Origin of the sequence: Paenibacillus pini JCM 16418 (assembly GCF_000576305.1) — a bacterium.
GTDB classification, from domain to species: Bacteria; Bacillota; Bacilli; order Paenibacillales; family Paenibacillaceae; genus Paenibacillus_AQ; species Paenibacillus_AQ pini.
Genome location: NZ_BAVZ01000003.1, coordinates 1 through 14,289 on the forward strand (window position 1 = coordinate 1; position 14,289 = coordinate 14,289).

4 protein-coding genes are annotated in these 14,289 nt (G+C 49.3%); all 4 read left to right on the plus strand.

The features are described 5' to 3' along the window. A partial coding sequence (locus JCM16418_RS05750) for a fibronectin type III domain-containing protein (protein WP_052020072.1) occupies positions 1-3,438 on the plus strand: 3,438 nt, incomplete at its 5' end. A 420-nt stretch (positions 3,439-3,858) separates the two neighbouring features. Then, positions 3,859-4,920: a glycosyltransferase family 2 protein gene (locus JCM16418_RS05755; protein ID WP_036646944.1), complete on the plus strand. Its 1,062-nt coding sequence runs from the start codon at positions 3,859-3,861 to the stop codon at positions 4,918-4,920. 682 nt (positions 4,921-5,602) lie between these two features. Beyond that, entirely contained in the window at positions 5,603-5,986 is a 384-nt protein-coding gene (gene panD / locus JCM16418_RS05760; protein ID WP_036646945.1) for an aspartate 1-decarboxylase, read from the plus strand. 28 nt (positions 5,987-6,014) lie between these two features. Continuing rightward, positions 6,015-14,264, plus strand: coding sequence for a non-ribosomal peptide synthetase (locus JCM16418_RS05765; protein ID WP_242403724.1), 8,250 nt, complete (start codon positions 6,015-6,017; stop codon positions 14,262-14,264). The last annotated feature ends 25 nt before the right edge of the window (positions 14,265-14,289 follow it).

Below are 14,289 nucleotides of genomic sequence, written 5' to 3' on the forward strand. Positions count from 1 at the left end.
ACAGGACTAAGCCCAGCAACGGAGTATGATTTCCGACTTAGCGTCACAGGCGGTAGCCATGCAGGAACATCCAATGTGGTAAGCGTGAAGACAACTACAGTTCCGGTTACGGACTTTGCGAACACAGGAAAAACGAGCGATACCGCGAGTTTTAGTTGGAGTTTGGTAAATGGCGCTACTGGAATAATTATTCAACAGTCTCCAAAAGGAACTGACACTTGGGTAACATCAACAACAGCTCCGATTGCTACCAACGCGACCAGCGCAATCGTCACAGGACTAAGTCCAGCAACGGAATATGACTTCCGTCTTGTGGTCACAGGCGGTAGTAATGCAGGAACGTCTAATGTGGTAAGTGTTGAGACAAACTCAGTTCCGGTTACGGACTTTGCGAGCACAGGTAAAACGAGCGATACCGCGAGTTTTAGCTGGAGTTTAGTGAATGGTGCTACTGGAATGACTATCCAACAGTCTCCAAAAGGAGCAGACACTTGGGTAACATCAACAACAGCTCCGATTGCTACCAACGCGACCAGCGCGATCGTCACAGGAATAAGTCCAGCAACAGAGTATGACTTCCGTCTTGTGGTCACAGGCGGTAGCCATGCAGGAACGTCCAATGTTGAAAGTGTGACAACTAATACACTTCCCGTTGCTGACTTTGCGAGCACAGGAAAAACAAGCGATACCGCGAGCTTTAGTTGGAGTTCAGTGAATGGGGCTACTGAAATGAGTATCCAACAGTCTCCAAAAGGAGCAGACACTTGGGTAACGTCAACAACAGCTCCGATTGCTACCAACGCAACCAGCGCGATCGTCACAGGACTAAGTCCAGCAACGGAGTATGACTTCCGTCTTGTGGTCACAGGCGGTAGCCATGCAGGAACGTCCAATGTTGAAAGTGTAACAACTAGTGCAGCTCCGCCAATAATTATTCCGATCGGTGACTTTAACAGCACTGGAAAGACGAGCACGACTGCAAATTTCAGTTGGAGCCCAGCCATAAGTGCTACTACAATTAGAATCGAACAATCACCTAAAGGAATAAACAACTGGACGCTAGCATCCACTGGAACGATTCTACCTACAGCAGATAACACGACCGTAATCGGACTAAGACCAGATACTGAATATGATTTCCGTCTTGTTGTGTTAGGTGGAATGAATGAAGGTACCTCAAATATCATTTCATTAATGACGGATACAGAGCCTTCATCTGATCTAACTTATACAATTGCTCCAATAGAGAATCAGACACTGAACCCTTTACAAGAGGGTTATACATCGCCAGAAGTGAAAAGTATTACAGTTATACGAACCGGTTCAGGCGTACTTAATCAATTATCAGTCGAGCTCATTGGTGCGAATGCGAAAAACTTCGTTATCACGCAGTCAGCAAACAATACTTTGGATGAACATAATCCAATGACTGACTTTACGATTAAAGCAAACGACGGGCTGCAACCAGGAACCTACGTAGTGACGGTAAAAGTGACAGCGGCAAATATGACAGATGTAACGTTTACGACAACACAAATCATAAATCCAATTGAGACACCCGTTATCCCGAGTGCACCTGAGAATCTTACCGCATTCGGAGGTAATCACTTTGTCGAGTTATTTTGGAATGCTGTTACTGGAGCCGATTTTTACAAAATTTACATGAAGGATGCTTCAGGCTCGTATAATAACGAACCGATTGCTACAGTAAACTCAGCGGTATATCGCGTACAGGAGCTTATAAACGGCACGGAATATTTCTTTAAAGTAATAGCCGGGAATTCCTACGGCGAAAGTATATTTTCTAGTGAAGCAAGTGCTACGCCAAAAGCAGTGCCAAGCGCTCCAACCCGTGTTTCGGCTCAAGCAGGAGATGGTTCAGCTACCGTTGTTTTTGACGCTTCCCAAGATGATGGAGGAAGCCCGATAACCGGATATATAGTGATGGATTCTACGGGTTCAATCCACGTGACTGGAAAAGAAAGCCCAATTATCATAACAGGTCTGACCAATGGAACAAGCTACACGTTTACGGTCAGCGCTATCAATGAAGCAGGAAATAGTTTACCATCAGAGGTATCGAATGCAGTAGTGCCTAACACACCGACATCAACACCGTCACCATTACCTATACCTACCCCAGCGCCTACCCCAGTAGCGCCTATTCCACAACAACCGGTAGTGAATACAGGAGTAGACGTTCTCGTGAATGGCAAGGTAGAAAAAGCTGGAACAGCATCGTCTGAAATAGTTAATAACCAAAAAGTTTGGACAATTAAAGTAAATCAGAAGAAAATTGAAGAGAAGCTGCAATCGGAAGGACTAGGATCCATAGTAACCATTCCGTTTCAATTAGAGACGGATGTATTGGTTGCCGAGCTAAATGGTGAAATGGTCAAGAATATGGAGAGCAATCAAGCTGTTCTAGAGATTAAGACAGCATGGGCAACCTATACTATTCCAGCGAAGCAAATTAATATTGACTCTGTATCTGAAAAAGTCGGCCAAACTATCGCTCTTCGAGATATTAAAGTGAAGGTTGAAATAGCTAAGCCGCTGCCGGAAATGTTAAAAATCATTAACAATGCAACAATTAAAGGAAATTTCACCATTGTTGCTCCTCCAGTTAACTTCATAGTAACAGGAACGTATGGAGGAACAAATATTCAGGTCGATAAGTTTAATGCCTATGTCAAACGTACGATTTCAATTCCTGACAACATAGATCCCCATAAAATTACAACCGGAATTGTTGTCGAATCAGATGGTAGGATACGACATGTGCCTACGAAAGTTACAAACATCGAAGGCAAATACTATGCGGTGATCAACAGCTTAACAAACAGCACGTACACGGTTGTTTGGCATCCATTAGAGTTTACTGATGTGGCAAACCACTGGTCCAAGGATGCTGTAAATGACATGGGATCACGTATGGTTATTGAAGGTACTGGTGAAGGTCAATTTAGTCCAAACCGTAACATCACACGAGCAGAATTCGCAACAATTATTGTGCGCGGCTTAGGCTTGAAACTGGAGAGCGGATCAGTTCCATTCTCCGATGTGAAGGAGTACGATTGGTTTAGTAATGCAATTAAAACGGCCTATTCCTATAATCTTATCAAGGGATATGCCGATGGCACTTTTGGTCCTCATGACCAAATTACGCGTGAGGAAGCTATGGTAATAATCGCAAAAGCGATGAAAATCACGAACCTAAAAGCTATGCTTCCAAACCAGTATACGGATACCAACTTGCATCCTTACTCAGATATATCTACTGGATCAGAATGGGCTAGGGACAGTATAGCTGAAAGTGTTTTATCCGGTATTTTCACTGGACGAAGCAATACAGAGCTTGCACCGAAAGCATATATTACTAGAGCTGAAGTGGCAATGATCATACAGCGATTGCTTAAAAAGTCTGACCTCATTTAATGTCATAGCATAGACAGACGCTTCCCAGATCATTTAACAATGGAGTGGGAAGCGTCTTTATGTCGTTCTATTTTCAATAGAAACTGACAAATAAGTATTCCAACATTATGAATGTTCTATATCTTTTGAAAGAAACAACTAGGAGCACGGAATGCAATTTCAATCTATATAGACTGTAGGGAATTATTTCTACCGAGAATGGAATTCATGTGAACTGTTGTGCTCGCCGTAAAGCGGAGGGTTTTTCTTATACGGAAGGTTGCGAGCAAGCTGGCAAACCTATATTGGTATCAGGTTTTTTAGTCGTAAGCAGGACTTGCCTAAAACGCGTACACTTTTTAAGCTTGACGGCTAGCCGCTTTCACATTTACACTGACGATGATTTGAAGCATAAATTTTATAATGATTGGAGTGATGCGTATGGAGCAATTGATAAGTATTGTAATGCCAACGTATAATCGGGCGCAGATCATTTCCGGCGCGATCGAATCCATCTTGCACCAGTCTTACGTGAACTGGGAACTAATCGTCGTTGATGACCGAAGTACGGATCATACGGAAAACGTGATTCGCGAGTGGACGCGCACAGATGCGCGAATCCGATATGTTTACAATGATCGGGAAAAAGGACCGGGTGGCGCGAGAAACACAGGGATGCTAGCAGCAAAAGGTGAATATTTGGCGTTTCTAGATTCCGATGACGAATGGTATCCTTGCCATTTAGCTGACAGCATGAAGACGCTCATGCAAACAAAATCGGATATCAGCTTTGCGCTATGGGCGGAAAGGCACGGGGATATTACTTCCTACAACTTTGATAATAAGGTTGAGCAGAATTTGTTACAATCGATGCGAACAACATTTGAAACATGGAATAACGGAAAAACAATTATATTTGAAAAAGGATTGCTCGAAACATTTTTGTCGCATACACGCAATTTTTTTCAACTGAATACGATGGTATTCCGCCGGAAGCTACTGGATGAAGTAGGCTTAATCAATGAGCATTTTTATCTGGGGGAAGATACGACCTATTTGCTCCGCTTTTTTGACAAATACAGAATTGCGCTACAGACGAAACCCCATTCCGTCTACAAGGAGTCTCCCGATAGTCTCTACTTCTTCTGCGACCGCTGGCAGCTTGATCCCGATACGATTCATCTCAACGAGGAAATATATACAAAAATCGAGGGACTTAGCTTCAAATCTATCAAAGTACGAGAGCACATCCGGGATTTAGTCGCACAGTCCGATTCTATTAGAAAAAAAGCGAAACAGCTATATTACATCGACATCGGTATCGCAAGCAAATATTATACGCTCAGCTATTTGAACCGTTACGATCGCAAAAAAGCGCTCCACTATTGTCGCAAATCCCTTCGTCACAAAGCAACAATCTTTAATTTATTTCTGTTTGTCAAGCTGTTGTTTTCAAGCAAGAGTGGGAATATTTTTTTGCGTAAGGCGCTTAATTTATGGTGAGACTGCTTAAAAAAGTGTAAGAATTTATCCCTATAGTGTAAGATTGTCTCCCTATCGCAAGTACAGGTTTAGCACTACTATAAGGGTAGGTTATACGAAAAGCACTTTATTTTGCTGTATTACTTTAATTCATTAACGCTACACCTGATTACACTATTTTGTTTTATCCCTTCGTAGCACTGAACTGTCTCTATGATGAGCCGCTGTGATGTACAAGCCACGTATTATTTTCATTTTACTGTCCAATTTTTTTAACAACTGGAGCCCGCACATTAGCATAAACCAGCCTAACTGCATGACCTTTTCAATATCATGAGCTTGTCCATTCAACAAAATTCAACACAAAAATCATGATTTTGCCCATCAACCTGCCCCCTCATAATCGCAAGAATTTACCTTTACCCATTCAGCTTGTTTTCTACACACGAACATTGATTACCACACCGAAGCATGAACTTACTTCCAAACGCACAGCCAGATTGATCCGTTTTTACGCATAATTTGTTATTTTAAAAGGATTATTGCTACATTTTGTTATTTTATCGTTAAGACAGAGAAACATTGTAGGTTTGTCGACACTCTGAATGTTCCTTAAAATAGGATATTTGGAAAATAAGTTAGGTAGTACATGTTAGCTGAGTTTTTGTTTTTCCAAAAACTACTCCACAAGGAGAGTGTATTCATGTTTAGAGAGATGCATAAGTCGAAAATTCACCGGGCTGTCGTAACAGAGGCTAATTTGAATTACGTAGGAAGCATAACCATTGATCAGGATATTTTGGATGCATCGAACATCCTAGAGAATGAAAAAGTACAAGTTGTCAATATCAATAACGGAGCTAGACTGGAGACCTATGTCATAAGTGGTCCCAGAGCCTCTGGTATGGTTTGCTTGAACGGCGCCGCTGCCAGACTGGTGCAGCCAGGTGACCGCGTCATTATTATTTCTTACGCGATGATGGAGGACTCGGTAGCCCGAACGTATCGTCCGCATGTCGTTATTATGGACGAGCATAATCGCATCGTAACTGAGGATTATCAAGAACTACATTCCACAACGGTGTGATAAAAGACAGAGCGGAGGGCTGCCGATTATGAGAACCATCCGTAATTTGGCCGGCGTATTGCTGGCACGCAAGGAAAAAGATGCGGGAATTTTATTTTGTGAAAGCGCGCAGGAGCGCTACTTATCATACGGCCAATTATTTACATTGGCCGGAAAGACTCTCCATTTATTGCGTGAACAGGGGCTTGGTCCTGGCGACTTTGCCGTCATGCAGACGGAAAATAACGAACGGTTTATCCTTCTGTTCTGGGCTTGCGTTCTCGGTGGCATTATCCCCGTACCTGTGACGGCGGCGCGCACGGACGAAGGACGAAAAAAGCTGATCCAGGTATGCAAGCAGTTGACAGCGCCAAGATTGCTCTGCGATGAAGAGCTTTGGCCTGGAATTCAAGACTACGCTTTGAAGCACGGAGAGGCGGAGGCGCTGGCCCATCTCGAGTCCGGCAGTGTGCCGATTGCGAAGATGCTTTCGGCGGCAGAGGATGCTGGATGTCTCGAGGTTCAGCCGTATGACGCAGCCGAGACGGACACCGCATTCATCCAGTTTACATCGGGTTCAACAGGAGACCCGAAGGGTGTCGTTTTGACGCATGGCAATCTGCTGTCGAACATGCGCGCCATTATTCATGGGGCGCAGTCGACGGAGCAGGATTCTTCACTAAGTTGGCTGCCGCTGACGCATGATATGGGACTCATCGGCTTTCATCTTTCGCCGCTACTTTGCGGCATGAATCAGTTACACTTGCCCACCTCGACGTTTGTGCTTCATCCGATGAAATGGCTGGAACTTACACATAAGCACCGGGTGACATGTCTCTCTTCGCCGAATTTCGGTTATGTGCATTTTCTGCAGCACTGGAAGCCGGAAGGAGCGATGGCATGGGATTTGTCTTGCGTCAGGCTGATTTTTAACGGGGCCGAACCAATATCGGCCGCCCATTGCCGCCATTTTCTGGAGGCGATGAAACCTTACGGGTTGAAAGGGAACTGCATTTTTCCGGTATATGGCCTTGCGGAAGCGAGTCTGGCAGTAACGTTTCCAGGAACAGAAGATCATTTGAATACCGTTAAGCTTGAGCGCCAATCGCTCGCTATCGGACAGCCTGTCCAAATAGCCGCGCACGGGGATCATACCGCAATCGAGATTGTCGAGCTGGGCTTACCTGTACAAGATTGCGAAGTGCGCATTTGCGACGAAGCAGAAAACCCTTCGGCAGCAGGTAGCGTAGGCTTGATTCATATTAGAGGCCGCAACGTTACAAGCGGATACTATAAGCGGCCAGATGTAAACAAGGAGATAATTTCCTCGGACGGTTGGCTGAATACGGGAGATTTGGGTTTCTTGCTGGAAGGGCGTTTATATGTGACGGGCCGCATGAAGGACGTCATTTTCGTCAACGGCCAAAATGTGTATCCGCATGACCTAGAGGCGTTGATCAGCGGCCTAAAAGGGGCCGAGATCGGGAAAACGGCGATTGCCGCCGTTCAGGATGCGACGACCAAACGGGATGCGATCGCTGTTTTTATTCAGTATCGCGGCAAGACTAGCGGATTTATACCGCTGATGAGCGAGGTAAAAAAGCTGCTGAACGGATCGGCCGGTCTGGACGTTGCTTTTGTAGTCCCCTTACGGCGAATTCCGAAAACGACTTCCGGCAAAATTCAACGCTATATATTGGCGGAAGCGCTGCGCGAAGGCGAGTTTGTCGAAACGCTTGCCGAGCTGTCGGAACTAGAAACGGCCGCCACGCTTAAGCGTTGTAATGCGGAAGGTAACAATGCCTTGAGCGGTGATATCGACTTGGAGCCGGCAACAGAGACGGAGCAACGGATTATTTCTATTTGGCGCGAGGTGTTGAAAAAGGATTATATAGGCCGCAAGGAAGGATTTCTTGAGCAAGGAGGCAATTCGCTCAAGGCTGCTTATGCTGCTGCAAGGCTGCAAGAGACGTTTGGCGTCGAGCTTACGCTTACCGAGTTATTTTTGCACGATACGGTCAGTTCGCTGACCGCTTTACTGGAGCAAAAGGCGCAGGAGGGAGAGGGAGCTGCCGCCGCTCCTCCGCGGGTGACCAAAGCAGAGGAGCAAACGGTTTATCCGGCTACCTCGGCGCAAAAGCGGCTGTTCTTTTTGGAAGAGCTGAATCCAGGGCTGCTCAATTACCATCTTCCGTTTGCGGTTCAGGTGAATGGCCCGATTGATATCGAACGATTCCGCGCGGCGTGGCAGGCGCTGATAGAGCGGCATCCGGCGCTGCGGACGTCCTTTTTTATGGAAGAAAACAATGTGATGCAGCGCATCGAAAAGGGGATCGAGCCGCCGCTGGTCGTCGTTGACGGAAGCGGCTGGTCGATGACTACATTGGCGCTTCGGCAACGTAGCTTTCTCCAGCCGTTTCGTCTGGGGCAAGCGCCATTGCTACGCATGGAACTTGTGCGCATGAACGAGTCAAGCATGCTACTGCTGGATATGCATCATATCATTACGGACGGAACGTCGATGGGTATTTTGATGTCCGATCTTACGAGTTTTTACGAGGGGAACGCTCCCGAGCCGTTGTCCATTCATGGCGGGGATGTGGCTATTTGGGAGAAAGCTGACCGAAATAGCGGCTGGCTGGAGCGTCAGAAGCTTTATTGGCGGGAAATCTTTCGGGATGGCGTGCCGTCTACGGCGCTTCCGTCACCCCGTCCAAGACCGCAGACGCCAAGCTATCGCGGGGCAATTGAACGCTTCGAGCTAGATCAAGAGCTTGCCGAATCGTTGCGAGCGCTGGCTAGACGCGAGGGCGTAACGTTATACACCGTTCTGCTTTCGATTTATTATGTGCTGATTGCGAAATATACGGGCGAATCCGAAATCATTGTTGGCACGGCAACCGCGAGACGTGTGCGGCCGGAGCTGCAAAACCTAGTCGGGATGTTCGTCAACATGGTTCCGATACGTCTGCACGGGCAAAACAGTCTGAGCTTCGATCAATGGGTGAAGCAGGTCAATGGGGAGACGCTGGCGGCTATTGGTAACGGAGATGTGCCTTATGAAGAAATAGCAGAACTTGCGAATGTGAAACTGGAATACGGACGTAATCCACTGTTCGATACAGTGTTTACGCTTCAAAATATGGAACTGCCCGAATGGCAGAGCAAGGATATAGTTTATACGCCCCAAGCGATGGACAGCGGCTCAGCCAAGTTCGACCTGACTTGGGAGTGCGCAGATAACGGTGTTAGTATCGCATTTACGCTGGAGTATGCGCTGGATTTGTACGATGAGCGGGCCGCCGCGCAATTGACCAGGCATTATCTAGCGCTGGCCAGAGCAGTCGCGGCAAAGCCACATGTCATTCTTGGCGAGCTTGATCCCGTCGATGCAGAAGAACGGGAACGGTTGCTTCAGTTTGGCCGTTCATTCGCTACGCCGACACAGGAACTGTCGCTGCACAGGTTGTTTGAACGGCAAGCGGTAGAGACACCGCAGCAGATTGCCGTAGAAATGGGCGAGTTGGCTTATACCTATAGCGACCTGAACGAACGTGCTAACCGGTTCGCGCGCGTGCTTGCGCGTCGCGGCGTCGGGCCCGGGGCGAAGGTGGCGCTTCTGTTGCGACGCTCGCTCGATATGATAACGGCGATATTGGCTGTGCTGAAAACGGGAGCCGTCTATGTGACAATCGACCCGCAATATCCCGAAGAGCGGATTTTGTTTATGCTGCAGGATACGGAAGCTCGGACGATCGTGGCTGCGGAAGCTACGATGGAGATGGGCGCCCGGATTGCCCTAGACAGCATAGATGTCGTCGACATTGATGGTCTCGATACGAGATGGGATGACGAGTCTGGCCATGATTTGGACATTGACGGCTCAGCGAACGATCTCGCTTATATCATGTATACATCTGGCTCAACGGGCAAGCCGAAAGGAATTATGACCTCGCATCGCAATGTGTCCCGGATTGCCGTTGATACCGATTATGTAAGCATTTCTAAAAACGATGCGCTGTTGCAACTTTCCAACTACGCCTTTGACGGTTCAACGTTCGATTTGTACGGAGCGCTTTTGAACGGCGCGAGGCTGACGCTGGTCGGCGAGGAAGAGGTTGCGGACGTTATGCGCCTGACCGAGCTGATTGAGGAGAGAGGCATTACCCTATTCTTTGTGACGACGGCACTGTTTAATACGCTGGTCGATCATGGGATGGAGTCGCTGCGATGCCTGCGCCATATTTTATTTGGCGGAGAGCGCGCTTCCGTTCCGCATATCCGCAAAGCGCTCCGCGCGCTTGGACCTGGCGTACTAATGCATGTATACGGTCCTACAGAAACGACGGTGTTCGCTACCTGCTATAGGGTCACGGATACATGGGATGAACAAGGAACGACCACGGTGCCGATCGGAGTACCGATCGCGGGCTCGGAAGCGCTGGTGCTGAATGAGCAGAGCCAATTACAGCCGGACTGGGTGCCGGGAGAGCTGTGGATTGCAGGCGATGGTGTTGCATCCGGCTATGTGAATTTGCCAGAGCAGACCCATTCGAAGTTCCGGCAGCATCCGTTCCGGGAAGGCGAAACCGTGTACCGAACCGGCGACCTAGTGCGCCGTTTGCCTGACGGAAATTTGGAGTTTTTAGACCGAATCGACAGCCAAGTCAAGCTGCGAGGTTACCGGATAGAATTGGGTGAAATCGAAAGCAGGCTGCTGGATTGCGCGGGCGTCAAGGAAGCGTTTGTGGCGCTCATTGAGAATGACGGCGCGCCCTATTTATGCGCTTATATCGTTATTGAGCAAACCGACGGGCAGGCAAACGTTCGGAGTCAACTGACAGGCAAGCTGCCGGCCTTTATGATTCCCTCCGCGTTTGTACATTTGGAGAAGCTGCCGCTGAACGGGAGTGGCAAGGTGGACAAAAAACGTCTGCCTGCCCCGGAGCGCACGGTCTCATATGAAGTGCCTGTCACAGATACAGAGATTATTGTTGCAGGTTTGTGGCAAGAAGTGCTTCATGTAGGGCAGGTTGGTGCGCTTGACCACTTCTTTGAGCATGGCGGCCATTCCCTGAAGGCGGCCGCATTGACCTCGGCAATCTACAAGCATTGCCGGGTGCGCATGCCGCTTCAGGAGATTTTTAAGCTGCCGACGGTCAGAGAGCAGGCGGCCTGGATCGACATGGCTACCAAGGAAGCGTACGAACCTGTTGTGGAAGCGCAAAAAGCTGCATCCTATCCGCTCAGCCCGCCGCAGCGGCGCATGTTTTTAGCGGAAAGCATGGCTGATATCGGACTAACCTACCATATTCCCCTTGCGCTTAAATTGTCAGGTGCTGTCAATGAGACAAGAATCGGGCCAGCGCTTCGGAAATTAATTGAACGACATGAGCCGCTGCGAACCTCATATCATTGGTCCGAGGGCATTCCGACCCAGATTGTGCATGAATCGGCCGCCTTTGTTCTGCAAACGGCGGATCTCGCGGAGACGACGCTTTCGGAATGCTTGAGCGCGTTTTTCAAGCCGCTCAAGCTTGCCGCAGCGCCACTGCTCGCCGCATGTTATTGCCGGCCCATATCGGAAGGAGCGGATGCCTATCTGCTGCTCAACATCCACCACATCGCGGCGGACGGCATATCCGTCAGGCTGCTCTTGGAGGAGTTGACCGCTTTAATCGACGGCGTGGAACTTGCGCCTCTGGCTCTACATTACAAGGATTATGCAGTTTGGCAGGAGCGACAGTCCGGCTCGGATCGGGCTAGAGCAAGCCGGACGTATTGGACAGAGCAGCTTGCAAAACCATTTGCGCCGCTTGATATGCCACTTGATCGGCCGCGCGGCGACCATCAGACATTTGTGGGCGATACGTATACCTTCTACGTTCCGGCTTCGCTCGCCACAGGGCTGAAAAAGACCGCTGCAAGCGCCGGAGCGAGCATGAATAGCTTGCTTTTTGCGGCTTATGCGCTGTTGCTCAAGGGATCGACTCATCAGTCAGAATTTACAATTGGTTCTTTGGCGGCAGGCCGGACGCATCCAGACACGGCCCGGATGATCGGCATGTTCAACCAGTTTCTGCCGATTCGGATGCAGGTGGCGGATGAGCTACCGATCTTAACCTTTATCGGTGAGACCCACATGCATTTGCTTGGCGCATATGAGCATGGTGATGTCAGCTTCGAGCACATGATGGAAGCGACCCGGAGTCCGCAAGACCCGTCCCGCAACCCGCTGTTCGATACGATGTTGATCGTTCACAACCAGTTTGAAGACGAGAAGCTGGCGGCTCACGGGGACGGCTGGAGCATCGAGCCTTTGCATGTCAGTAACGGAACATCCAAACTGGACTTCAAACTCGATCTGTACAGCGATGGAGAAGGCGGTTTAAGGGCGGAGCTGGAGTATAATACAGGATTGTTCTACAAAGCCACGATGGAGCGGATGGCGAATCGTTTGCTTTACATTTTGGAGCAAACGGCCGCTAGCCAAGATCTGATCTGTGGCGATGTCATCATGATAACTCCTGCTGAAGATGCCGCCGTTACGGCCTGGAATGATACGGGACATTCGTACCCTGCGGAAAAGACGATTCATGGATGGTTCACCGAGTCCGCTCAGCGATGGCCGGAAAGGACGGCGGTGCGGTCGGCCGAAGGCACACTAACATACGGGGAGCTGAATGACCGCGCCGAACGCATGGCTGCTGTGTTAAGAGACAAGGGAGTTGCTGTCGAAACGATTGTTCCGATTGCCGCACAGCGCTCGTTGTCCATGATGATTGCGATCATGGCGGTGCTCAAGGCGGGAGGGGCTTATTTACCAATCGATCCAGAGCATCCACCCGAGCGGATCCGCGGCATTTTGGAGGATAGTGAGGCCAAACTGCTACTCGCGGGGGCAAAGTGGATTCATACGCTCCCGGCCTTCCAGGGAGAAACGCTTGATTTGGATGCGCTTGCGGCGACCGCATCGGAGCTGACGAAAGGCGAAGAAGTAAAGGAACTATTGTCTCAAGCGGGCCCCGAGCATTTGGCATATGTCATTTATACGTCAGGATCCACCGGGAAACCCAAGGGCGTTATGGTGGAGCACCGCGCGGCGATCAACCGACTTAACTGGATGCAGACGGCTTATCCGCTGAATGAGCGAGACGTTATTTTGCAAAAAACACCGATTACGTTTGACGTTTCCGTATGGGAGCTGTTCTGGTGGGGCTTTGCGGGCGCTTCGCTTTATTTGCTGGAGCCCGGCGGGGAGAAAGAGCCATCGGTCATGTTGCGCGCGATTGAGGAGCAATCGATTACGGTTATGCATTTTGTGCCGTCCATGCTTGGTGTCTTTTTGCCATATGTGGCGGAAAGCGGCAGAGGCGGCGAGCTTTGTTCGCTGCGATACTTATTTGCTAGCGGCGAAGCGCTCAAGCCCACACATGTCGCAGGTTTTTACAACCTGATTGAGCGCGCCGGCAGCCACTGCCGGATCATTAATCTGTATGGTCCGACAGAAGCGACGGTCGATGTCAGCTATTACGATTGCCCGAAAATTAATGCAGGTACGATTCCGATCGGAAAGCCAATCCATAACATCCGGCTCTACATTGTAGACGAGCGGATGAGACCGCAGCCGATTGGCGTCTCCGGAGAGCTGTGCATCGCGGGTACTGGTCTTGCTCGTGGATATCACAACAGGCCGGATTTGACGGAGCAAAGCTTTGTCCCGAATCCATTTGCCGCAGGAGAGAGGATGTACCGTACCGGCGATCGCGCACGCTGGCTACCGGACGGCAATATTGAATATTTGGGACGCTTTGACCATCAGGTCAAGCTGCGCGGTCTTCGCATTGAATGCGGTGAGATCGAGCACGCGCTGCTCTTGCAACCAAAGGTTCGCGATGCTGTGGTGACGGTTGTGACGGACCATGCGGGAGAGATGGCGCTTTGTACACATCTTGTGACAGATGATGGAGAGGTGCCGGAGGAAGTGAGCCTTCGGGTCGCACTTAAGGAACTGCTACCTGAGTACATGATTCCTTCGTATTTTGTTGCTATGCAAGCGTTTCCTCTAAGTTCAAGTGGCAAAGTCGACCGTAACAACCTGCCGCAGCCCCATTTAGCTGAAACGGCAACTTTCGGCGAGGCGTTGGTTACGTCGACGGAGCACCGGCTGGCCGAGCTTTGGATGGAGGTGCTCGGTCTGTCTGCAAGCGGGTCAGACGACCCAGGGGCGATCGGGAGAGAAGCCCATTTCTTTCAATTGGGTGGCCATTCCTTACGCGCCGCGCATCTTGCAGGTTGATCGAGCATCGTTATGGAGCGGCGTT